Annotated in this window: 20 protein-coding genes; 12 read left to right on the top strand and 8 right to left on the bottom strand. The window is 43.4% G+C overall.

Annotation, left to right across the window (positions count from 1 at the left end; translation table 11 throughout):
* The first annotated feature begins 21 nt into the window (after nucleotides 1–21).
* From folP to YH65_RS08905, 5 genes are read left to right on the top strand one after another with little or no spacing between them, the layout of a single operon-like run.
* Nucleotides 22–1,161 (top strand): dihydropteroate synthase, encoded by a 1,140-nt coding sequence (gene folP, locus YH65_RS08925; RefSeq protein WP_046551552.1) that lies wholly within the window; start codon nucleotides 22–24, stop codon nucleotides 1,159–1,161.
* On the top strand, nucleotides 1,112–1,432 hold the full coding sequence (locus YH65_RS08920; protein WP_245609188.1) for a hypothetical protein: 321 nt from the start codon (nucleotides 1,112–1,114) through the stop codon (nucleotides 1,430–1,432). The genes folP and YH65_RS08920 overlap by 50 nt, the downstream gene beginning before the upstream one ends.
* Nucleotides 1,429–3,375 carry an NAD-dependent DNA ligase LigA gene (gene ligA / locus YH65_RS08915; RefSeq protein WP_046551550.1) on the top strand — a complete coding sequence of 649 codons (1,947 nt, stop codon included), beginning with the start codon at nucleotides 1,429–1,431 and terminating at the stop codon, nucleotides 3,373–3,375. Before YH65_RS08920 ends, ligA begins: the two co-directional genes overlap by 4 nt.
* Nucleotides 3,372–4,085 (top strand): 23S rRNA (cytidine-2'-O)-methyltransferase TlyA, encoded by a 714-nt coding sequence (tlyA, locus tag YH65_RS08910; RefSeq protein WP_046551549.1) that lies wholly within the window; start codon nucleotides 3,372–3,374, stop codon nucleotides 4,083–4,085. The genes ligA and tlyA overlap by 4 nt, the downstream gene beginning before the upstream one ends.
* Nucleotides 4,086–4,117: 32 nt before the next feature.
* Nucleotides 4,118–4,924, top strand: a complete 807-nt coding sequence (locus YH65_RS08905) for a bifunctional riboflavin kinase/FAD synthetase (protein ID WP_052746169.1) — start codon at nucleotides 4,118–4,120, stop codon at nucleotides 4,922–4,924.
* Here the strand turns inward: YH65_RS08905 and YH65_RS08900 are convergent.
* The gene (locus tag YH65_RS08900) at nucleotides 4,921–6,744 is read right to left on the bottom strand and encodes a GGDEF domain-containing response regulator (protein ID WP_046551548.1); all 1,824 of its coding nucleotides are present in this window, start codon (nucleotides 6,742–6,744) and stop codon (nucleotides 4,921–4,923) included. The two genes, YH65_RS08905 and YH65_RS08900, sit on opposite strands and share 4 nt — an antisense overlap.
* A 162-nt stretch (nucleotides 6,745–6,906) precedes the next feature.
* Here YH65_RS08900 and cmoA point away from each other — a divergent pair, with 162 nt between their 5' ends.
* Together cmoA and YH65_RS08890 are read left to right on the top strand one after the other, a co-directional pair.
* Nucleotides 6,907–7,614, top strand: a complete 708-nt coding sequence (cmoA, locus tag YH65_RS08895; RefSeq protein WP_046552139.1) for a carboxy-S-adenosyl-L-methionine synthase CmoA — start codon at nucleotides 6,907–6,909, stop codon at nucleotides 7,612–7,614.
* A 289-nt stretch (nucleotides 7,615–7,903) separates the two neighbouring features.
* Complete coding sequence (locus tag YH65_RS08890; protein ID WP_179944233.1) at nucleotides 7,904–9,253, top strand: class II 3-deoxy-7-phosphoheptulonate synthase; 1,350 nt, start codon at nucleotides 7,904–7,906, stop codon at nucleotides 9,251–9,253.
* A 108-nt stretch (nucleotides 9,254–9,361) separates the two neighbouring features.
* On the opposite strand, the gene YH65_RS08885 is transcribed toward YH65_RS08890, so the two are convergent.
* The 6 genes from YH65_RS08885 to YH65_RS08860 form a co-directional block, all read right to left on the bottom strand.
* Nucleotides 9,362–10,552 carry an ArsS family sensor histidine kinase gene (locus tag YH65_RS08885; RefSeq protein ID WP_046551546.1) on the bottom strand — a complete coding sequence of 397 codons (1,191 nt, stop codon included), beginning with the start codon at nucleotides 10,550–10,552 and terminating at the stop codon, nucleotides 9,362–9,364.
* On the bottom strand, nucleotides 10,545–11,198 hold the full coding sequence (locus YH65_RS08880; RefSeq protein ID WP_046551545.1) for a response regulator transcription factor: 654 nt from the start codon (nucleotides 11,196–11,198) through the stop codon (nucleotides 10,545–10,547). The genes YH65_RS08885 and YH65_RS08880 overlap by 8 nt, the downstream gene beginning before the upstream one ends.
* An 81-nt stretch (nucleotides 11,199–11,279) precedes the next feature.
* Nucleotides 11,280–12,077, bottom strand: a complete 798-nt coding sequence (locus YH65_RS08875) for a shikimate dehydrogenase (RefSeq protein ID WP_046551544.1) — start codon at nucleotides 12,075–12,077, stop codon at nucleotides 11,280–11,282.
* Nucleotides 12,078–12,080: 3 nt separating this feature from the next.
* Nucleotides 12,081–13,487, bottom strand: a complete 1,407-nt coding sequence (locus YH65_RS08870; RefSeq protein WP_046551543.1) for an anthranilate synthase component I family protein — start codon at nucleotides 13,485–13,487, stop codon at nucleotides 12,081–12,083.
* Nucleotides 13,488–13,490: 3 nt separating this feature from the next.
* Nucleotides 13,491–14,258 (bottom strand): SPOR domain-containing protein, encoded by a 768-nt coding sequence (locus YH65_RS11335; protein ID WP_052746168.1) that lies wholly within the window; start codon nucleotides 14,256–14,258, stop codon nucleotides 13,491–13,493.
* A 147-nt stretch (nucleotides 14,259–14,405) separates the two neighbouring features.
* On the bottom strand, nucleotides 14,406–17,498 hold the full coding sequence (locus tag YH65_RS08860) for an efflux RND transporter permease subunit (protein WP_046551542.1): 3,093 nt from the start codon (nucleotides 17,496–17,498) through the stop codon (nucleotides 14,406–14,408).
* Nucleotides 17,499–17,865: 367 nt separating this feature from the next.
* On the opposite strand from YH65_RS08860, the gene YH65_RS08855 reads away from it, so the two are divergent.
* The 5 genes from YH65_RS08855 (at nucleotide 17,866) to YH65_RS08835 (ending at nucleotide 23,785) form a co-directional block, all read left to right on the top strand.
* Complete coding sequence (locus tag YH65_RS08855) at nucleotides 17,866–19,245, top strand: IS5 family transposase (protein ID WP_281175036.1); 1,380 nt, start codon at nucleotides 17,866–17,868, stop codon at nucleotides 19,243–19,245.
* A gap of 340 nt (nucleotides 19,246–19,585) precedes the next feature.
* On the top strand, nucleotides 19,586–21,091 hold the full coding sequence (locus YH65_RS08850; RefSeq protein WP_046551541.1) for an AAA family ATPase: 1,506 nt from the start codon (nucleotides 19,586–19,588) through the stop codon (nucleotides 21,089–21,091).
* A complete protein-coding gene (locus tag YH65_RS08845; RefSeq protein ID WP_046551540.1) occupies nucleotides 21,088–21,963 on the top strand; it encodes a hypothetical protein in 876 nt (291 codons plus the stop codon). The genes YH65_RS08850 and YH65_RS08845 overlap by 4 nt, the downstream gene beginning before the upstream one ends.
* Nucleotides 21,964–22,409: 446 nt before the next feature.
* Entirely contained in the window at nucleotides 22,410–23,432 is a 1,023-nt protein-coding gene (locus YH65_RS08840) for a GSU2403 family nucleotidyltransferase fold protein (protein ID WP_046551539.1), read from the top strand.
* Nucleotides 23,432–23,785, top strand: coding sequence for a metallophosphoesterase (locus YH65_RS08835; protein ID WP_046551538.1), 354 nt, complete (start codon nucleotides 23,432–23,434; stop codon nucleotides 23,783–23,785). Before YH65_RS08840 ends, YH65_RS08835 begins: the two co-directional genes overlap by 1 nt.
* Before the next feature lie 20 nt (nucleotides 23,786–23,805).
* On the opposite strand, the gene YH65_RS08830 is transcribed toward YH65_RS08835, so the two are convergent.
* Entirely contained in the window at nucleotides 23,806–24,303 is a 498-nt protein-coding gene (locus YH65_RS08830; protein ID WP_046551537.1) for a DUF1882 domain-containing protein, read from the bottom strand.
* Nucleotides 24,304–24,370 lie beyond the last annotated feature (67 nt).

The following is a 24,370-nucleotide window of genomic DNA, read 5'->3' as shown; positions in this document are numbered from 1 at the left end:
TGTGATTGATAAAGGGTTGATATGTATATATATAAATTTGGAAATATTGCAGACAAAAAAGCTGCACTGAGAAGACTGGGTGTGGAGAGCGGCGGTATTGCCATTATGGCAAAGAAAATGGAGCTTTTCTATTTCTATATCAAGGACCTCAAAACCCCTGCGGCAAACATTCTAAAGCAGGATGCGCTAAGTATCGGTGCGGAGCTTGCTGTACCCGGCGGTGTGATACTCTGTGAAAAACCTGCCTATGACTGTATTCTCATAGGTAGCAGAAAACATATGGAACTGCTTTCCCGCAAAGAGCTGGCACAGCCTTTCGGGCTCAAAGCCGTTGCGGCTGAGCTTAAAAAGTTTTTGTCTCTTAAAATATATCCCACAAAGATCATGGGTGTTATCAATGCCAATGACGACAGTTTTTTTGCAGGCAGCAGGTTTCAGGAGAGTGAAGCAGTAGAGCGTATTGAACAAATGATAGAAGAAGGGGCGGAACTCATCGATATCGGTGCGGTCTCTTCCCGACCGGGGGCAGAACCGGTAAGTACGTCTGTTGAACTGGAACGTATCAAACCCATCTGTGATGCCATAGCTGCCGAAAAACTTTTTGAAAAAGCCATCTTTTCCATAGACAGCTATACGCCTTTGGTGGTAGAGTATGCACTTGAAAGCGGATTTATACTCATTAACGATATTACAGGTGCCGCCAATGAAGAGATCATCAGACTGGCAGTGCAGTACGGTGCGAAACTCTGCATCATGCATATGAAAGGAACGCCTCAAACCATGCAGAATGATCCGCAGTATGAGGATGTGATGGTTGAAGTCGATACTTTTTTTCAGGAGCGCATTGCCAGGTGTGAAGCGGCAGGGATGAAACGGGAAGATATCATTCTCGATGTAGGTATCGGTTTTGGCAAAACGCTGGAACATAATCTGACTCTTTTGAGGAACCTTGGTCATTTCAGGCATTTTGGCTGTGAAGTGCTCATAGGGGCCAGCCGTAAATCGATGATAGACAAAATTATTCCTGCCAGTACGGAGGAGAGGCTTCCCGGAACACTGGCTATCCATCTTAAAGCAGTGGAGAACGGTGCAAGTATCGTACGATGTCACGATGTCAAAGAGCATTATCAGGCCCTGGCTGTTCAAGAAGCATTGGCATAAGCGTATGGTACGAGCCGAAGCGATTTTTGATCTCAAAAAGTATATAATCATTTCACAAAAGTTCCATCTGGAACGGGCCATTTTCATTGCAAGGGCCAAGGGACAGAATGTGATCGGTTTTGAAACCAGAGCCAAAGAGGGAACCAAAGCGGCATACCGAATGAAAGCCAGAGAGCTTCTGGCAAGGAACAAGGCATTTCATGATGTCTATCTTTTGCATACAGGGGCGAAATTCTATGGAAAAAAAGAGAAAGTACACTACAAACTATGACCTATGATGAATATATAGCCAACGTAAAAACACTGAAAAAATGGGCCTATGCCTATTATGTGGAAGATAATCCTGTTGCTACCGATGAAGAGTATGACAGGCTCTATCATGAAGTGCTCGATTATGAGACAGAGCATCCCGACAAAGTGGTGGAGGATTCCCCGACCAGACGGGTTGGCGGTGTAGTGCGTGACGAGTTCAGCAAGGCAAAGCATATCAAGCGTATGTGGAGTATGGAGGATGTCTTCAGCAAAGAAGAGGTACAGGAGTGGCTGGACCGGGTCGAGAAGAACGTAGGAGAGTGTGACTACTTCTGCGAACCGAAATTCGACGGGGCGAGTATGAATCTGCTCTATGACGATGGTAAGCTTCTGCGCGCCATTACGCGTGGTGACGGGGTTGTGGGGGAGGAGGTGACCGACAATGTGCGTACCATCCGCTCTGTACCGCTTCTCATCGACTATACGGGGCTGATAGAGATACGCGGTGAAGTGGTCATCCGTAAAGATGACTTTGAGAAGATCAATGAAGAGCGTCTCAAAGAAGGGGAGTCCCCTTTTGCCAATCCGCGCAATGCCGCCGCGGGAAGTCTCAGGCAGCTTGACTCTTCTGTGACGGCAAAACGCAGACTCGTCTTCTATCCCTGGGGAGTCGGGGAGAATATGCTTGAATACAAGAGGCTTTCGCAAAAGATGGAATTTGTCTATGCGCAGGGCTTTTTGAGGCCGCCATACCATGAGGCATGCAAAACTATTGACGACATAGAGGAATTCTATCAATTCCTCATCTCCAAACGTGACGAGATCCCCATGATGATGGATGGAATGGTCATAAAGGTTGATGAGATCGAAAAACAGGAAGAGCTCGGGTATACGGTGAAGTTCCCCAGGTGGATGTGTGCCTACAAATTCCCGGCTGTCGAAAAGGTTACGAAAATCAGGGCGATCACGCTCCAGGTCGGCCGTACGGGAGTGATCACCCCTGTGGCTGAGATAGAACCGGTGAACATAGAAGGAGCGCTGGTCAGCCGTGCCACTTTGCATAATTTTGACGAGATCGAGCGTAAAGACATCCGTATCGGTGACCATGTGATCATCATACGAAGCGGAGATGTAATTCCCAAGATCACCAAAGTATTGGTGGAAAGAAGAACCGGGGATGAAATACCGGTCGAACGACCGACGCACTGTCCTACCTGCGGAAGTGAATTGCTGGATGAGGGTGCTCTGATCAAATGCCAGAATCTCTCCTGCCCTGACAGAGTGGTCAACGCCATCATCCATTTTGCCAAGAAAGGCTGTATGGATATCGACGGACTTGGAGCCAAGATCGTCGAACAGCTGGTAAAAGAGGGGAAGATACACGATATGCTGGACCTCTACAGCCTGACCTATGAAGACCTGGCTGATCTTGAGGGTTTCAAAGAGAAGAAGATCAACAATCTGCTCGATGCTATTGCTGCGACGAAAGGGGTACCGCTCCACAGGCTCATCAACGCGATGGGCATTGAGCATATCGGCGAAGTGGCAAGCAGGGCTCTGGCGCTGGAATTCGGTCTTGGTATCGTTGATGCGAAGTATGAAGAGATCGTAGCCATCGACGGTATCGGTAAAGAGATGGCCAATTCCTTATTGGAATTTATGCGGGTCAACAGGGAAAAGGTACTTAAACTTTTTGAAATAATACAGCCTACCGTTGAAGAGAAAGTGGAAGCCAAAGAGAACCCTTTCAAAGGCAAGACTGTAGTGCTGACAGGAACAATGAGTGAGAGCCGTGGGAAGATCAAGGAGATGCTTGAGGAGTTGGGAGCAAAAGTAAGTGGATCTGTATCCAGGAAAACTGATTTTGTGATCTATGGAGAAGATGCCGGGTCAAAATTGGCGAAAGCGGAAAGTCTGGGAGTACCGACCCTGACGGAAGATGAAATGAGGGCAATGCTGTGAGACTGGACAAATATCTGGTAGAAGAGGGCTATTTTGAGAGCCGTAACCGTGCGTTGGAGGCTATTAAAAGCGGACAAGTGACTGTAGACGGCAAAAAGGCGAAACCCTCGGTAAAGATCGATGCGAATTCACAGGTTGAAGTAGCAGATGCAAAGTTCTATGTCAGTCGTGCTGCCAGAAAACTGGAAAGTTTTCTGGCCGAACATCCTGTCAAGATAGCGCAGAAAAATGCACTTGACATCGGTTCGAGTACAGGAGGCTTTGCCCAGATCGTACTGGAGAATGGTGTTGCTTCGCTCACCTGTGTGGATGTGGGGAAAGAGCAATTGCATCTTTCCATACGCAGCGATGAGAGGGTCAGTGTATATGAGGAGACGGATATCCGTGATTTCAACGCAGAAACAGCCTATGAAATGATCACCTGTGATGTTTCATTCATCTCTATTTTGCAGATCATGACCGATATTGACCGTTTGGCAGAAAAGGGTACTGATATCATCATTCTGTACAAACCACAGTTCGAAGTGGGTAAAGATGCCAAAAGAGACAGCAGAGGTGTGGTGCAGGATCTCGATGCTATTGCCAGAAAAAAAGAGGTTTTTGAAGCAGAGGCATTAAGCCTGGGATGGGAAGAAGAGTTTCAGGCACTCTCAACCCTGGCAGGCAAAGAGGGAAACAGGGAGTACCTCTACCATTTCATAAAAGCGTAGGGTGTGCAATTGCACACCAAAAGGGAAATAAATTGAAAATACAAAACAATATCAGATCCATTGCCATCGGCTCCTTTGACGGTATGCATCTGGCGCACAGGCAGGTGACTGCCGATGTGGATGCCATTGTGATCATAGAGCGCAACGGCGGATATCTTACGCCGGGGTACAAACGCTCCCGCTATACGGACAAAATCTGCTGTTTCTACTTTTTTGACAAGATCAGGTCTTTGAGTCCGAGAGATTTCGTTGCAAAACTCAAAGAGGATTTCCCCCACTTGGAGCGTATTGTAGTAGGTTACGATTTTGCTTTCGGAAAAGAAAAGGCGGGCAACGCTGAAACACTGGGAGAGCTTTTTGACAAAGAGGTGGTCATCGTCAATGAGATATCTCTTGAAGGCGTACCGGTGCATTCAAGGACCATCAAAGCCTATCTGCGTGAAGGCAATATCTTCATGGCCAATAAACTGCTTGGAAGGTCTTACGCCATAGAGGGGAGGGTGGTCCCAGGCCAGGGGCTTGGCAGAGAATCTCTGGTTTCTACGCTGAATTTGAAGGTGGAGCATTATCAGCTTCCTTTGGAAGGGGTCTATGCGAGCCGGACAAAGATAGGCAAGTCCTGGCATCCTTCTGTCAGTTTCCTCGGACACCGGGTGAGTACGGATGGTTCATTTGCCGTGGAAACACATATTATCGGTGAGGATATCGGGAGTGTCGAGGGGCAGGTTATGCTGGAGTTCAAAGCACTGTTACGCAGGAATAGAAAGTTCGAAACCCTTGAGAAGCTTAAAGTGCAGATCGAAGAAGATATTGCAAATGCAAAGAAATGCCTGGCTTAGACTAAAGCGTAGGTATTGCTGCAGGTAAAATTCTCATAACTGCCATAGAATGCAATACGGTTCTTCCCCTCCTGTTTGCTTTCGTACATGGCTTTGTCGGCTGCAGTGAGGATCTCTTCGGGAGTCTGGGCATCATCGGGGTAGATGGCTGCACCGATACTGATGCCCACATTCAGCTCAAGACCGTTGATTGTGAAATGTTGATTGACACGTGTACGGATCTTCTCAAGAACGGTTTTGAGGCTCTTAAGAGATTTAAGTTCTTCTATCAGGATTACAAACTCATCACCCCCGAAACGGCAGATGGTGTCGTTCTTGCGTAAAGCCGATTTCATAATACCGGCAATATGTTTGAGCACTTCATCCCCAATGGAGTGACCGTGGGTATCGTTAATGGGTTTGAAGTTATCCAGATCACAGAAAATGAGTGCAAAGTATTTGTCAAAGCGTTTGGCATGTTCGATAGCATGTTCAAGACGATCATTGAGTACCAGTCTGTTCGAGAGTCCTGTCAGTGGGTCATGTGTGGCCAGATATGCCTGATCTTGTGCATCTTTGCGCTGGTGGGTGACATCGGAGAAGATACCGATGTGCTGTTCTATTTTCCCCTCGGAATCTCTGATCGTATTGATGCTGAGCCATTCGATATAGATCTCACCATTCTTCTTACGGTTGATGATCTCTCCCTGCCAATAGCTGTGATTATTGATGCTTCCCCACATTTCATCATAGAATTGTTTGGTATGGTTTCCTGATTTCAGGAGTTTTGGATCTTTTCCTATAACTTCGGATGCCGGATAGCCGGTAATATCTGTAAAAGCGGAGTTGACATGTACAATGCGGTTGTCCGCATTGGTGATAAGTACCCCGTCCATCGTATGTTTGAAGACCATGGAAGACATCTCGAGTGACTGGATATTGCGTTTGTTGTTGATGGCCGACCCAATGATGGAAGAGACGGTACTGAGCATCTCTACATCCGTCTTTTTGAGAGGATCGTTTGCATTGCTGCCTATACCGAGAAAGCCCCACCACTCCTGATTAACGAAGATTGGGAGGATGAGGAGGCATTCGATTCTGAAGGCAGTGAGCAGTTTCTGTTTTGAACGGTCATAGACATTGATACTGCCGTTGACAGGCTGTCCTCGTTCGAGTACCTTTTTCCAGCGCATCAGATGGTGTTTTTTATAGTGAATACGTTTCTTTGCCCGTGCCTTTTTGTTGTCGTTGATCGCAAGGATCTGTGTGGCATACAGCGGATCCTCTTTGTTGTCCGACTCATTCTTATAGACGAAAATAGCTGAGGTTTCAGAAGCGGTTTTTAGGTTACGCATCTCTTCATACAGTGCTTTCATCCAGTCGCTCTGTTGCAGGAAATTGTGTGACATCTGATTGATGGCGTGCAGTATGTTCTGCTGACGTGTCAACTCTGCCTGGATGCGCCGCTTCTCCATTACTTCATCGACAAGGTGCTGCAGTACCTGGGCAAAGAGTTTGGCTTCAAAAGGTTTGGAAAAGAACTGGTTCACTCCATACTGTATGGCTTTGAGCAGGATATCACGGTTCTCGAAGTTTGTGAAAATGGCGATCTTGACATGTTCGTCGATCGCACGGATCTCTCGCACCATTTCAAGACCCCCCATACGGGGCATATTGATGTCGGAGAGAACGATCTCTGGGCGGTGTTCCCTGAAGAGTTGAAGGCCTTCTTCGCCGTCTGCAGCTATGAGTACTTTGTCGGCATAGTTATCGAGCATATGGCTGAGTATGGCAGTCGATACTCTGTCATCATCAACAACAAGAACGGTCAGTTTTTCCATCTCCACCCACTCATTTTATAAATATTTGGTTACATTATATGATTTTTTTCTTAGTCTAAACGTAAAAATAAATAAATTTATATTATTTGTTATTAAAATAATATAAAATGATTTCCTGTATATATCAGAACGATAAAGGAGAGCTTGTGTTAAAATAGCATGATGAAAGATAAAGTATTTGCAAAACCCATAGAGAAAAAATTTGAATTCGATCAGGCGGTTGCCTCTGTATTTGATGATATGCTCAGCCGATCAGTCCCCTTTTACGATGAGGTCAGACACCTTGTGATCTCGCTGATACTGGCTGAACAGAAAGAGGACATGAGGGTCCTCGACCTGGGCGTATCTACAGCAAAATTTCTTCTGGATCTTCACAGTAGGATGGATGCCAGAATGCAGCTCAAAGGCATAGACAATTCTCCCGCTATGCTGGAGAGAGCGAAGCAGAAATGCCGGGCGTTCGGTGCGAGTATCGACCTGGAATTGGCAGATATGATGGCATACAGCTATGAAGAGGAAGATATCATCGTGGCGAACTATACGTTGCAGTTCATCCGTCCCATACAACGTATCGAACTGGTCAAGCGCCTGTATGAAGGATTGAATGAAGACGGGATATTCATCTTTTCGGAAAAAGTGGTCTTTGAGGACAAACGTCTGGACAAGATGATGATCGATATTTACTACGATTACAAAAAAGCGCAGGGATACAGCGAATACGAGATTGCGCAGAAACGTGAAGCGCTGGAAAATGTACTGATTCCCTTTACGATTGAAGAGAATATCCGTATGTGCCGGGAAGCCGGATTTAAAAATATCAATACGGTCTTTCAGTGGGCGAACTTCGTTACATTTGTTGCCAAAAGGTAACACTTTTGTGTTATGGCCCTGAAACACGCGTTGCATTAATTAATATGAGTTGTTCACATCTTATTCACCATGTGAAAAGATAAAAAAGTCGAATAATTTATCTACGTCCCGTATCACCGCGTTGCATTAATTAATATGAGTTGTTCACATCTTATTCACCGGGTGAAAAATATATTTTTTTGTAAATTCTAAAGTATTATTTAAGATATTTTCAGCAATGTAGTCATATCCATATAATTTTCATCATTTTTCAGATATAATCTTTGCAATTTATTTTTAAGGAACTATTATGAGTTGGACACCAGGCAGTTGGAGAGATTTCCCCATTAAGCAACAACCAACCTATCAAGATCAGGAAACACTTAAAAAAGTTGAAACGGAATTAAGCTCTTACCCACCGCTTATTTTTGCGGGTGAAGCAAGAAATCTCAAGCGCAAGCTTGCTGCAGCCGGACGCGGAGAGGCCTTCCTTTTACAGGGTGGTGACTGTGCCGAGAGCTTTGCCGACTTCAATGCCGAGACCATCAAGAATCTCTTCAAACTGATGCTTCAGATGAATATGGTACTGATGTATTCCACAGGTAAGCCGGTTGTAAAGGTAGGCCGTATTGCAGGACAGTTCGCCAAACCGAGATCATCCGATTTTGAAGAGTTCGATGGTGTCAAACTTCCAAGTTACCGTGGAGATATCATCAACGGTATCGAGTTCACCAAAGAAGCAAGGATACCCAACCCGCATAATATGATCCGTGCCTACAACCAGTCGGCAGCTACATTGAACCTGGTGCGTGCTTTTTCAAGAGGCGGATTGGCTGACCTGAACAAAGTACACCAGTGGAACCTCGACTTCATCAAGGACAATCCGCTGGGTAAGCGCTATGATGAGCTGAGTGACAAGATAGATCATGCCATGAAGTTCATGGCGGCCTGTGGCCTGACAAGTGAGACTATGCCTCAATTGCATCAGACGACGCTCTATACTTCGCACGAAGCACTGCTCCTGAATTATGAAGAGGCACTGACGCGTCTGGATACGGAGACGAATGAATGGTATGACTGTTCCGCCCATATGCTCTGGATCGGTGACAGAACAAGAGACCTGAACGAGGCGCACATCGAGTATTTCAGAGGCATCAAAAACCCTATTGGCTGCAAAGTAGGGCCGAGTATGGGTGAAGATGAACTTATTGATCTCATCGAGGCGCTCAACCCGGAGAATGAAGAGGGAAGATTGAACCTGATCGTCCGCATGGGAGCGGAGAAGATCGCAGAGTTCTTCCCCCCGCTGCTTAAAAAAGTACGTGATGCAGGAAAGAATGTCGTCTGGACGATAGATCCGATGCATGGAAATGTCGAGAAGTCTTCGACCGGTTTTAAGACCAGGGATTTTGACAATATTCTCTCAGAAGTGAAGCAGTTCTTCTCTATTCATAAAGAGATGGGTACGGTTGCAGCAGGTATTCATCTGGAGATGACGGGGAACGATGTGACAGAGTGTACGGGAAGTACCTCCTGCGCGATTACTGCGGAAGGGCTTGCAAGCCGTTACCACACGCAGTGTGACCCGAGACTCAATGCTTCCCAGGCGCTTGAGCTTGCTTTCATGCTCTCCGATACGATCAGCGGGGCAGACCAGTAGAATCGTCATAGTTTGGTGCTGTCAGGGGACAGACACCCTACATAGAAGTAAAAAATGTATTGATTTATATACAAGCTGTAGGGTGCTGTGCCCCACAGCACCACCATACTATTTCACCGTAAAGATATTATTTCCCTCTTCATGCCTGTAAACCAGTTCCATATGATGGATATCCAGAATACTTTTCACAATGTAGATCCCCAGTCCCAGTCCGCTTCTTGAGGTATGAAACGGTTTGAAGTAGTTCTCCAGCGGTTCGGCAAGCGCTTTACCCTTGTTGATGATATCTACATGTTCTTCATCTATGGTCACTATCACATGTTTGTCACTACTGTACTTGATGGCATTGTCAATGAGATTCTTTAAAGCCAGTGTGAAGAGTTCGAAATCTACTTTGACGATGTAGTCTTTTTTGACTTCGATGCTGACAAGCCGTTCGGGGTTCTCTGTCATTAAAATATCGATACTTGCTTCTATCAGGTCGGTCATTTTGTAAGGTTTGATGTGCAGTTCGAAGTTTCTTGAAGTGATCTTCTCTATTTTTGCGAATTCATCGATGAGCAGGTTGAGACGCTCGAAAATACTGTGCATACGTGCTTTGCTTTTTTCATCTGGCAGCATTTCACTCATCAGACGGCCTTTGGCAATAGGAGTCTTGAGTTCATGCATGATCGCACGTAAAAAGAGTTGTCTCGACTGTAGCAGTTCGCGTATCATCTTGACCGCATGGTCGAACTCATTGGCAACTTCTGCGATCTCGTCGTCTCTGTTACTGGCGCAGGATATGTCAAGATTGCCTTCCGAGAAGGTCTTGATCTTGTTCTTGAGCTCGGAGAGGGGTTTGAGACTCCTAACGATCCAGAGATAAAGAAAAAGAATGAACATTAGCACGATAGAAAAGACAATGATACGTTTGACCGGATACTTTGGTTTGTTCCTGTTCTCCAGAAAGAGCTTGAATCGGTCATTGTTTATCAGGATGATACGCTGGAGATGAAAGGTGTCGACCGCGTACTTTTTGTACTTGCCTTTCTCTTTGAAATAACGCTCTATTTGTATCTCCTGACCTTTGTCTTTGATCAGTGTGACATTCTGTGATTCGAGGTAGGCTTCATCGATCTTGCCTGTTTTGAGATAATAATCGTAAAGATAATGGGCGATCGCTCTTTCCTGAAGGGCATTGCGTTCTTCGAACTTGGCATGGTCGTATTTTACTGATGCGATAAAAAGTGAGGCGAGCAGAACCAGTGTAATGGAGAAAACAAGATTGATCTTATTTCGCAGGGAGTCTTTAAACAAGCTTGTATCCTACACCGCGGACGGCCTGTATGCGTTTGTTGTCTCCGAGTTTACTTCGGATTTTGGAGATGATGACGTCGAGACTTTTTCCCTGTGAGTCGATACTCATCGTCCCGGAAGTATTGATGATCTGCTCTCTGGATTGTGTGATACCCTGGTGTTTGACCAGCAGTGAGAGAACTTCGAACTCTGCAGGCGTAAGTGAGAGGGCCTGTCCTTTGAAGTAGATGGTATCACCCTTGATCTCAAAATCACTTTTGGGAAGGGCGTTCTGACTTCCCTTCTCTTTCCCTACTCTGTTGAGAATAGACATGATGCGCGCATACATCTCTTTGGGGTCATAGGGCTTTGGCAGGTAGTCGTAGGCGCCCAGCTCAAAACTCTTTACTTTGTCGCTGATATCACTTCTTGCCGAAGAGATGATGACAGGCAGGTCATACTTCCTGACAAGCTCTTCACAGACTTCAAGCCCGTCCATGCCCGGCAGTGTGAGGTCGAGAATGACCAGATCGAATTTCTTCACGCCTGCGCTCAGGCCGAGGAACGGGTCCTCGTAATTGGTGATCTTGATATCGAATTGCGAAAGGTATTCACTGAGCAGTTCTGCAAATTCCGGATCGTCTTCGATCATGAGAATGTTGATCATAGAAAAGACTCCTTCGTATAATGATTTATATGTACTATAGATTTATTATAGTGCGAAAAGGTTAATTGAAATCAAATCGTTTTACAGGGTGAAGGCCTTTTCCATATGGAGTTTTATGTCATCGAAACTGTAGCGCTGATCTGTAAAATATTCAAAAGCGATGATGCCCTGATACAGCAGCATATCACTGCCGTCCTTGGTCGGTTTTCCATGTTGTGTTGCCAGTTTCAGGAACGGTGTCTCTTTGCCGTAAATGACATCGACGCAGGCTTTGGAAGAAGGAATGACACTATCGAGTATTTTTTCAGGAGCCGGAAGTGCGTCATCTTCCAGTCCTGCGGAGGTCATGTTGATAACAAGATCATACACTTCGGGGGAAAAGTTTTCAAAGGTGAAAGTACTGAAGCCTTCTTTCTCAAACTTTTCAAGACGGCCTGCACTGCGGTTGAGTATTGTTACTTCATACCCTTCATCCCTGAGTATGGCAGAAGTGGACTGTGCCGTACCGCCGGCACCCAGAAAAAGGACCTTTTTGACATTTGAAAATTCGGAGATTGCTTTGAGAAATCCAGGCGCATCCGTATTGTATCCGTAGAGTTTTCCCTCTTTCTCGACGATAGTATTGACCGCGCCGACCTTCCGGGCAAAGGGGTCGAGCACGTCACAGGCGGTGTAGGCATGCTCCTTATGCGGCACGGTAATGTTGATGCCTTTGAGCCCCAAAGCAAAAAAGGTCTCTTTGAGTTTTGTGCCGTCTTCGAGTCTGTAGCGGTTGTAGCATCCCTCAAATCCCAGTCCTTTGAAAGCGAGGTTGTGCATGAGAGGAGATTTTGAATGTGAAACGGGGTTGCCGAAGATGGCAAAGAGTTGTCCTGTCATCTTCTAAAGCTTTTCCATCTCTTTAAGAGTAGCCAGAAGGGCACCCAGTTTGTTCTTCACTTCCAGATATTCCAGTTCCGGTATGGAGTCTGCAACCACGCCGGCACCTGCCTGCAGAGTGATGGAATCCGGTTTAATGAGAGAGGTCCGTATGGCGATGGCGGAGTCCATGTTGCCGTTGAATGAAAAGTAGCCGACCGATCCGGAGTAGAATCCTCTTTTAAGGCCCTCAAACTTGGCAATGAGCTCCATTGCCTTGATCTTTGGTGCTCCGGTCATGGTACCTGCGGTAAATGTTGCGGCAAAAAGGTCGAACATGTCCTTGTCGTCCCGGATGACCGCTTCGACATCGGAGACCATATGCATCACGTGAGAGTACTTCTCCACACGCATCATGTCGGTCACTTCCACCGTACCTGTCTTTGCGACACGTCCCACGTCGTTACGGCCAAGGTCAATGAGCATGAGGTGCTCGGCGCACTCTTTGGGGTCATTAAGCATTTCAAGCTCAAGCTCTTTGTCCCTTGCATGGGTTTTACCACGTTTGCGTGTACCTGCAATGGGGCGAAGCAGTATTTCTCCGTCGGTAAGCCGTACCATCACTTCCGGGCTGGAACCACAGATGGAAAAATCTTCATAGTCGAGCAGGAAGAGGTAGGGAGAGGGGTTTTTCGAACGCAACACACGGTAGAAACTCAGCGGATTGATCTTCCCTTTTTGCGTATAGCGGTTGGCAAGCAGTATCTGGAAGATATCCCCTGAACGGATATGCTCTTTGGATTCGATAACAAGAGCCTTGAAACGCTCCTCGTCTATGCTGAAGGTACCTTCACCTTCAAGTTCGACCGCTTTGAGTGCCATAGGGGTAAAGGTCTCATGCAGCATCTCTTCGATCTGTTCAAACCCTTTTTGCATACGCTCGTCATTGAGGATCAGTGTCAGTTTCGCACTTTTGTGTGAGTAGGCGATGATGATCTTGGGGCGTACGAGATCAAGATCGGGTGTATCGAGTGGGTCAAGGAGACCATCCATACTCTCGGAGAGTACCGGCTCGAAAACCCTGACCATATCGTAGGCGATGAAACCTATGAAGCCATCTACGAAAGAGAAACCCGCTTCGAGCGCTCGCTCTTTGTACTTTTCCTGATCAACACTGGCATAGTAGGATTTCATGAAACTGAACGGATCTTTGTCAAGCATCTTTTGGGAGCCGGAACTATCAGTATAATAACTTGTTTTGTTCTTGTATTGCAAACGCTCCTGTGCTCCGATGGTAATGAAAGAGAAGTTCCCGTCACTGGTGTTGACCACACTCTCAAAGAGCATGGTGATCTCGTCAGGAAAAAGGGTTTTGATCTTTCCGTAGAGTGCCACAGGGGTCAGTTGGTCGAAAAGTACTGTTTTCATCATAGCTTACTTCTTTACGATGAACGCACCTTTGTTGATGCGGTCCTTGACTCTTACCAGTGCGTTGTCTGCATCAGTGCGGCTCGGATACGGTCCGATAAGAAGCTTCTTGGTGCCGTTGGCGGTCGGTGCAGTGATCTTGTAGGAGAAGCCATGCTTCTTGATAGTATTGAGGAATCGTGTACTTGGTGTCTGTGAGAACGATCCGACCTGTATATAATACTTCACGTCTGAAGCAGTATGGTCCGTTTTGGGAACGACCACCTTTTCTTTTACAGCCGGCTTTAACGTTTCTTCTTTCACATAATGCTTTTTAGGTACAACGATCTTTTCTGTTTCCTCAGGTTTTGCAGGTTCTTTTTTCACTGCTGTCTTTTTGACAGGTACTTCCTGCTTTGGTGTTGGAACAGCCGCAACAGTTTTTTTGGAGACTGTTACCTTTTCATTGACCACTACGGTTTCTTTTTTTATCTCTTCAGTAGCGGCCGGTGTTTTGGGCTTTTCTTCGATCACGGTCGAGAGTCTGGTCTCATCCCCGGGTGCTTTGACTTTAGGGGTACTCTGAAGAGTCAGCTCCGGACTGATCAGTCCGCTCATATTCTCTTCAAGGGCGATCTCGGTATTTTTGGGTGTGTCGAGTATGGTTCTGGTAAAGACGATCGCCACGATCAGTACGACGATAACAAGTGCAATGATCGTCAGAAAGCTTTTAGCTTTATTGTTTTTTGGCTCAATATTATCGATGATAAGATCATCTAAATTGTGGTCATTCATTGGGGGAAATCTCCAAGTATAATTTTGAACTAATTATACCTTATGGTTCTTTAGGTTTTGAAGAATAAAAGAAGGAGCAGTTATGCCCTGGAAAAAAGAAGCGGAGCTTATTAAAAGGCAGTTATCTAATACAGTGATAACTTTTTGCTACAACCCCAGTCTTTTCCGATTGAGTATGGTGTAGAGTGCCGGCAGGTAGAACAGGTTAAGCACTGTTCCCCATGCCAGCCCGAAGCCAAGTGCTACGGCCATGGGCTGAAAGATGGCGGCCTGGCCTGTGGGAAAGAAGATGAGTGAACCCAAGCCTATCAGTGTAGTGACTGAAGTAAGAATAATAGGTCTGAAACGTCTGGAAGCGTAGTAGAATATCCCCTCGATATCTTTGGCTTTTTTGAGGTTCATCAGCATGATGATCCCGTCGTTGACCACGACTCCGGAAAGTCCCAGCATACCGATGATGGAGGGCATGGAGAGGTTCAGTCCCATGATGAAATGCCCTATGAGAACGCCCAGAAAGGCAAAAGGGATCACCGACATCATCATGAAGGTCTCCCGGAAAGAGTTGAAGAGGTAGAGCAGCGAGAGCATGATGAGCAGCAGTGCCATGGCAGAGGCAAGCATCATGTCATGTTTGAGTTCTTTCTTCTTCTCCTCTTCTCCCTTGAAAATGATTTTGACTCCGTCTTTTCTTGCCTTGTCGAGTATGGGCTTGATGGTGTCGATCGCTTCGGTGGCAGTCAGGATCTTGCTGTTGACATTGGCATAGATGTAGAAGTTGGTCAGGCCGTTGTCTTTGATGAGTTTTTCAAATGAGTGAACGACATGAAAATCGGCGACATCTTCCAGTGAGACCGAACTGCCATCCGGCAGCCGTACCTGGAACTGTTTGAGTGCTTCAAGCGAATCTTTCTGGCTGCTGCGGACTTTGAGTTCCAGCAGATCGGAACTGTCAAAAGCAAAACCGATGCGTTTCTCCAGATAGAAGTTCGAGAGCAGGGCACCGAGTTTTTTCTCGTTGAGCCCCAGGGATTCTCCGTAAGGGTTGACCTCGATCTTGATCTCATCTACACCGTAATGCATGGCATCGTTTACGGAGACGATCCCCTTGAGGGAGGAGAGTTTCTTTTCGATATTTTTGGCATAGTACATGATCTTTTGGCTGTCATCCGAGACCAGTCCGATCTTCAGGTCTGACTTGATGGGGCCGACCTTTTTTTCGACAATGGCCAGGTCGCTCAGGCCGAAACGCTCTTTGTAGTGCTGTTCTTTCAGAAAAGCCCTGAGTTTTTCAGAGATGACCGCCGATTTTTCTTCCCTCGTACGTCCTTCGCTGTCGTAGTAGAAAGAGAGTGTGGGGGTGATGAGCCTGTCAACGAAATTCTGCGCCTTGAGTTTTTGAAGTTCAATGTCGATATTTCCTACATAGGGGTAACTCTCCGAATTTCCCGCACTGTCCCTTCTCCAGCCCGCCACCGAACCGACATGTTCGATGTAGAATTCATTTTTGTGTGCATAGAGGTCTTTTTCAATCGTCCTGAGTGCCTGCATGGTCTCTTCGGTCGTTGTATTGACATTGGCTTTGAGGGTGATACGTATGGTACTGGCATCGAACTTTGGGAACATCTGGAACTTACTGATTTTGATACCGATGACGATCAGCAGCGGTACGAGGATGAGAAAGAGTGTCAGGAAGGTTTTTCTGTAGCGCATCATCGTATGGATCAGTTTGCTGTAGATCCGGTTGGCGCGCTCCCATGATGTGGTCTTCTCTTCTTTATTGAGCAGGTGGGCTGCGTGAATGGGAAGAAACAGGAAAGATTCTATGAGTGAGGCCAGTACGAGTACGGAAACGGCAATGGGAATGAGCTTGATGACCTCTCCCATGTTCCCGCTCATCATCAGGGCGGGAATGAAAGCGAACATTGTTGTCAAAGAGGCGATGGTGACAGGCTGGAACATTTCTTTGGCTCCCTGTACGGCTGCCTCTTTGGGCTCCATTCCCTCTTCGATATGCTGCTGGATGTTCTCGCTGACCACAATGGCATCGTCCACGATGATCCCCAGCGCGATGAGCACCCCTACCAGAGAGATCATATTGATCGTATAGCCTGCCAGATACAGGTAGATCACCCCCATGACAAAGGAGGTTGGGATACCCAGCGTGATGACAAAGGACATACGTTTGTTGATCAGCACCCCGACAAGCAGGAAGATCAGTATCAGTCCCAGCAGGATGTTGGAAATGACGATGTTGAGGCGGTCCTTGATCTTTTCGGAACGGTCGTTATGGATCGTAAAGTAGATCCCCTTGCTGTTCTGGTTCATGCGGGCGACGATCTCCCTGATCTGTTCGGCCAGTTTCAGGGCATTTCCCTCATTGCTCTGTTTGATGCTCACATCCACGGCACGTTTACCGTCGATAGAGTAGAGTGTTGCCGCATCTTCGTAGCGTTTTGAAACGGTAGCGATATCTTTGAGATAGAGTGTTTTCCCTGCGATGTTCAGCCGGCTCTGTAACATTTTCTTGGCATCTTTGGGGCCATTGAATGTAGAGAGGTAGAAGTGCTTGGCATTGCTCTCCTCTACCATCCCTACGGGAAAGATATAGGAGAGGCCGGTCAGCGCGGCAATAACGGAGTCCTCATCCAGTCCGTAGGCACGTATCTTCTGTGTGTCGAGATGAATGTCGTAGTATTTGTCGGAATCTCCGTAGATCTTTACTTCGGCAATGTTCTTCAGCGCAGAGACTTTGTCTTTGAGTCTGTCCGCAGCTTCGATGAGCGCCGCGTGAGAAGCTTTCTGTGATGAGATGGCCACACGCATCAGGTCGCGTTTGACCTCCAGAACGTTGACGACGGGTTCATCCATGTCGGGAGGCAGGTACTGCCTGGTAAGGGCAATGGCATTTTTGACCTTTTCTGCCGTATTGTATTTGTCCACGCGTTTTTCAAGTTCGAGAATAATGTTGAATTTCCCCGCAGAGATAACGGTCGCCATCTTGTCGATACCGTCGATGTTCTTGAGCTCCTGCTCTATCTCCTTGATGGCCATCTTGTTGAGCATATCGATGGAGGCTCCGGCATAGTGTCCGTTCACCGAGACCATGTCCAGTTCAAAAGAGGGGAATATCTCTTTGGGAATTTTGGTGTAAAGTACCGCACCTGTAAGGAAAACAAGGACAAAGAGAAAGTAGTTGAGACGGCTGTTCTCAACAAAGAAACGCAAAAGTTTTTCGAACATTGGTATCCATTACTTTTTTTGTCATTGTAGCGTATATTTTATAGCAGATACTGACATGTTATGAAGAGCTCACTATGGGTAGTGCCCCCTTTGGTACTTTTCCTTATAAAACATGCCAATATAGTACATTTTATAACGTTTTCTATGGGAGAGTAAATATTTATGGGCTACAAACGTCGCTATAGCGATAAACGTTATAAAATATGTTAGATTATAAGGTTTTGTATTGACCGTATTTACTCATGCTTAATTAGTCACCCCTGAAAAACCCAAACACTCCCCTAAAACAGGTACTTTGGAAGCGATAAAAGGGGTATAATAACAACCAATAAACATACTAAAACGGGTCACTTCCTGGTCGAAACAGGTGTTAAAATTGCTTCCACAGTCTTCTAGAAATACTCAACTCAATCTTTTTCATTCTCAGCTTCGAGATATGCTGGATTCAAATGATCCTCTCATTGCCCTTGCAGATATCATAAACTGGGAATTCTTCGATAAATCCTTTGCCAAATATTACAGTGATGAAGGAAGACCGGCAAAGCCAATACGCCTGATGGTCGGACTGCTGCTGTTAAAACAGTTGGAGAATCTCTCTGATGAGAATGTGGTTCTACAATGGAAACGCAATCCTTACTACCAATACTTCTGCGGTATGACAGAATATGTTCCGGCACTGCCTTGTGATGCAACAGAACTGGTCAAGTTCCGTCAGCGTATCGGAACAGAAGGCGTAGAGTCGATCTTTGCAATGAGTGTTGCACTGCACGGTAAAGATGCCCAGGAGAAACAGGTCATCATCGATACCACTGTACAAGAAAAGAACGTCACATACCCCACAGATGGGAAACTGGCTATCAAGATGATCCATCATCTACACAAGATTGCCAAAGAAGAGAAGATACAGTTAAGAAGAACCTATGTCAAGGAAATTAAAGGACACAGGATTTCCCTTCGATTCTTCCGACATCCAAAGAAGATCAAGAAAGCCAGAGCTGCCATGAAAAGACTTGGAACCATTGTTGGTATTCTTATCAGGGATATTTCAAGAAACCTAAATGATGCACAACTTGAAAAACACAAAGAGGCATTTGATCTCTATACAAAAGTGATCAATCAAAAAAGAAAAGACAGCAATAAAGTTTACTCACTTCATGAAAGTCATATCTATGCCATAGCAAAAGGCAAAGACCATAAGAAATATGAGTATGGAACCAAAGCTTCACTTGTCACAACCATGAAGAGTAACGTTATTATCGGTGTTACGGCACACCAAAAGAATGAACATGATTCCAAAACACTCGAAGCTGCACTGGCTCACGCAAACAAACACAGAACAAAACCAATCATAGAAGCAATATGTGACAGAGGATATCGTGGGAAGAAAGAAGTAAACGGTACAGCTATCTGTATCCCTGATAGCCCAAAGAAAAGGGATACCAAATACCAGAAAGAACAAAAGCGCAAGAAGTTTAGAAGACGGGCTGCCATTGAACCGATCATTGGTCATGTAAAATCAGACCACAGGATGCAAAGGAACTATCTGAAAGGCTTCATAGGCGATCAGATCAATCTTTTACTGGCTGCAGCTGCATTCAACCTCAAGAAGTGGATGAACCACTTCTTGATGGTACTTTTTTTAGTCAAAATCACCTATTTCACTTACTTTATGTTGCATATTAGAGCAGAGGAAAGACGAAAATATGCTGATCTTTATCTGAATCTGATGCTTTATAGGTTGTGGTAGAATTGATGGTATAGAATAGTTGGCTTATCTGAGAAGTAGGTTTTTCAGGGTTGACTAATTAAAAATTTTATTAAACTACATCAAGGAATAACTAAAAAGTTGTAGTCTAAATAGATTTATGATTACTTGGTTAACAATAATAAAAACTATATTCAACCTAGAAGGTTTTTATTATGTCGTTATGATTGATAGATTTTTATCTAGAACCTATCCAAAATGTGGCAGAATTAAGAATCTAAAAACTGAAAACAGAATGAGATAATAAAAATTGCATTTATTAGAATATCCTGTATAATTAATTAACAATAATTATGCACTACCAATATGAAAGATAATTATAATGATTAATGAAATTAGTATTGAAAACTTTAAATCTTTTAAAAAATTAGATGACTTGCGAATAAAGCCAATAACCATTTTCTGTGGTACTAATAGCTGTGGAAAAAGTACACTATTACAAAGTATTCTATCAATTAAACAAACCATAGAGTCTCAGGCTAATAACCAAGCATTTTTATCAAATGGTAAGTATGTTCATCTTGGCTCATTTGAGAACTTAGTTTATGAAAAGAAAAAAGATAATATTGTTAAATTTAAATTTATCTATAACCTTGATACATTTCATAATCTTAACTTACAAACAGTATCAGGAATCCCATTTAGATATTTGATAAAGGAAATAGTAGAAAATACTAAAGATGAAGTATTATTTGAAAAAACAAAAATAATAATTTCCCTTTCATTTAAGTCTATAGCATCCAAGAAAAATAAAGTTATTAGACCTATTCGAGTATTAAATTATAGTATTCATTTTGAGACACCACTTAAAACAGCTGGTTTATTTAATGAATCAAATATATTACGACAACATATAACCTTTAGATGGATTAAGGGTAATAGATATTCAATAACTTGGAAAAACATATCGGCACATTTTTCAAAAGATACACAAACAATTTCTGGTAATACAAAAGCAAACTGTGCTTTTAATAATCTAATACCAAAGATTCAATTAACATCTACAACTGATTCAAATAATATAAGTAATTTACATTTTTTCTTTTATCGATATAAAGAACTATTACAAGCATTATTTACAACATATTCATATATTGGGCCTTTAAGGGAAGAGGCGTCTCGAAGATATGTATATGAAGATGAAGTTACAGAAATTGGCTTAAAAGGTGAAAATTCTGCATATTTATATATTACAGAATATGAGAATCAGATAAAAAACCATTATTTCTATAATAATGACCAATCTGATTTTGAAAAGAAAGATTTAACAGTTGGTAAAGCGGTAGATGAATGGCTTAATATAATGGGAATTGAAGGATTTGGTTCTGATGTTAAAGATGAAATGATACACCTAAACCTTAACGCGAATAAATTTGATGAAACTAAAATAAACATTGCAGATGTTGGTTTTGGGATTAGTCAAATTTTCCCAATCGTTTTAGAAGGTTTAAGAATGAGTAAACAACAAACATTATTATTAGAACAACCAGAAATTCATCTACATCCTAAACTACAAATGCAAATGGCAGATTATTTTATATCATTAGCTCTATCCCAAAAAAATGTAATTGTAGAGACACATAGCGAACACATTATCAATAGATTAGTAAGAAGAATAGTGGAAGATGAAAATAATAGAATACAAGATTTCATAGCAATCTATTTTCTGCAACCAGGCGAAAACGGAGCTAAAATTCAGGAGATTGATATTGACCCAATACAAGGTGTAGTTAATTGGCCCAAAGATTTTTTTGACCAAACAGCTTCAGAACAAGAAAAAATTATATTAGCAGGTCTAAATAAAAGACGACAGAAAATACAAAAATGAATTTTGTAATCGATCCAAATATTGTTTATATTGATGAAGTAAGTTGGGAGGATGAAACCCAAAAAGATAAATACTTGCAGTATTTTTTAGATTGCTTAAAGTTTATTGATGAATGTAGAGACTCTATGTTTTTTTGGAGTTATGAATTAGAATCTCTTTTATGGGATAACCCAAGACTTCCACCTTGGCGTACTAATATAGACGCAAGAAATGTATTAGTTCCAATTATTTATAAAAAGTTTCATTCATCTAAAACTTTTATTGATACTAATTGTCCTTATGATGTTTGTCAATTTATACCAGCATTAATAGAATCTGATAGATTTAATGAAAGTTTTAAAGAATTATGTGGAACATTAGTTTTCGAAGATCAAAATTTTTCTATGTTATTAGGCCAAAATCAAGTAATACCTGAGAACTCAGAATATCAATATTCATGTTCTTCTCCCGATAACACTCAACGTGTAAAAGGAGAAAACATATTTTCAAAATGGCTTAAGAATGTTGATTTTATCAACCATATTTGGCCACAAGGTATTAATGAAAAAGAAGCATTTGAAAATATTGTAATATTTTGTACTTATTCAGAAAAAAATACCTATATATTGAAAATTACAGATACTTTTATTAGAAGTATTCTCACCATCGATTTACGTTATAAATTAGCTTTGATAAATGCAATTAAACAAAGGTTATCTATGACACGGAGCCAAGCCGTATCAAGCGCTTTACAAGAAGAAACTATCGGTGAAGAGGTAAGGATTCGTATTACTCCACGACCAACATCTACACGACTTCATTTTACTTTTGAAAATAACTATATAAAGTTGAAAAAGTTTTATGGAGTTGGAGAACATGATGATGGACTCTAAAATGAAAAAAATAATCTATTCTTAAACTTGAAATTGCAATATTATTTAGCCTATTTTATAAAGGCTCATATACTTGTTTACATATTTATAGTTTCTAAATATTACTACAGCGATAAACCTTATAAAATATATAAATTTATAAGGTTTTGGAGCAGGAATGTTTTTGGATAATATGAGTGCGTTAACTTAAATCTCTTTATAGGGCAGTGTAACGATATTATACGCTTCAGGCAGTGAGACGGAGGGAAGGGTTTTCCATTTTTTTCCCAGTTTCTCTTTAAGGGCATCGGAGATCTTTTGCAGTGCATCGTCAGCCTCTTGCAGTGTAAGAGGTTAAAGGGAGCAGGCTACTTTTATATATAAATTACTGCCTTTCAGAATTTTAAATTGTACCAAATTTTAAAAAAATTATATTTTTTGGTACAATATGTAAAAAGCAGGTAAAAATGTCCTTTCATTTTACAGAATATACCGCATCTCAGCGTAAACATTACATCAATACACAGCAGCTTTACGAATACTACATCCAGAAGCGGCAGCGCTATCTTAGAGAGTATCATATCAGCATGTACTGGAAGAAGGTAGGGGGAAAAGAGTATTTGACAAAAAAGCGCTCCTCTACAAACAAGGTTGTCTCACTCGGAGCCAAAAATGCGGAGACTATAAAAATATATGAGGAGTTTAAGCGATCAAAAGCGATGCTCAAAGAGGAAATTGCACAGCTTGAATCCAAACTGGAAAGAGCCCGTAAACTTTCCAAAATAGAACAGCTCACCCGTGTACCCAATGCCCTGGTAAATATATACCGTAAAATAAACGAACTTGGTCTGGATGAGAAGATGATACTCATTGGAACGAATGCATTGTATGCTTATGAATCGTATTGTGGAGTGTTTATAGAAGAGGAAAATTTGGCGACCGATGACATAGACCTGCTAAACAAACATAGTAAAGCATTGTCGGTGGTATTTGATGAAGTGTTGCCACAGGGTAAGCTGACAGAGATGATCAAACTTATAGATAAGAGTTTTGAACCCGATGGGGATGTCCCTTACCGGTTTAGAAACAAAGAGGGGGTACTGCTTGAAGTACTAAGTCCTGTTCAGGAAAAAGATGCATTTGGCGGCGAAGCACTGGCAGATGGTTTTACCAATGTGCTTTCTTTGACCATGGAGGGGATGCAATGGCTGGAAAATTCGCGCATCTTCAAAAGTATGGTTATTGCAGATAATGGTAAGTGCGCCATACTCTCTACCATTCATCCACTGGAGTTTGCCGTCTACAAATACTGGCTCTCAACCGTTAGTGACAGAAACATACTCAAAAAAAACAGAGATGAGGCGCAGGCTCGTCTGGTGACACAGTTGATCAAAGAGTATATGGTCAATATAAACATTTTACAGGAACTTGAATCGATGAAACACTTTAAAAAAGAGCTTGTAGAGATATACATGAAGGAAATGGTGTAGTGAGAACATACATCATAGGAGACGTACACGGGCATTACGATACGCTTTGTACATTGGTGGACAGACTGCCGAAAAATGCCAGACTTGTTTTTGTAGGAGACCTCATAGACAGAGGGCCAAAAAGCAGAGATGTTGTGAGGTTTGTACATGAGGGAGGACATACACCTGTGGAGTTTGGAGTAGAGATAGAAAAGAGTTATGTGAATGTAGATACAGGATGCTACTCAAACACCTATGGTTTTGGAGAGCTTTCAGCTTACTGTGTAGAGACGGGTGAAGTTGTGAAGGTTAATAGACGGCTTGAAGAACTCAGAATGGACGAGAAGACAAATAAGCCTACCAAGACATCCTGAAATTTAATAAGTACGTTAACTTAAATCTCTTTATAGGGGAGCGTAACGATATTATATGCTTCAGGCAGGGAGGCAGAAGGCAGTGTTTTCCACTTCTTCCCCAGTTTCTCTTTGAGGGCATCGGAGATCTTTTGCAGTGCATCGTCAGCCTCTTGCAGTGTAAGCGGTTTGACCTCTATGAAGACCTGGATGGTTTCTTCATGCTTACCCCGGTAGATGTGGTAGTCTTTTATGCCAAATGTTCTGAAGAGCTGTTTGACAAGGTAGTAGAAACGCTGGTGCTCATCGCCTCTGTACTCGAGTACAAGATAGTTGGTGAGCCCCTCTTTGTCCAGAAGCGGTGCGGCGATGGTATACTGTTTGTTGAGGTGCTGGGTAAGCAGAAGCGGGGTGAGGGGCTCTTCTATGCGCTCGAACTTGGCATAGAAGGTACGATTGTCGAAATGGATCTTTTCGACGATCGTATTGTGTTTGATGTAGTAGTGACCGTCGTTGAGATCTAAATCAAATACCTTCAAAAGCGTGACTCTTTAACGCAACAAGTTGCGTGAGCCGACTGCTGACAAGCAACTAAATTGCAGTGCA

The organism is Sulfurovum lithotrophicum (assembly GCF_000987835.1).
Taxonomy (GTDB): domain Bacteria; phylum Campylobacterota; class Campylobacteria; order Campylobacterales; family Sulfurovaceae; genus Sulfurovum; species Sulfurovum lithotrophicum.
This window is presented reverse-complemented; position numbering and strand designations above follow the sequence as displayed.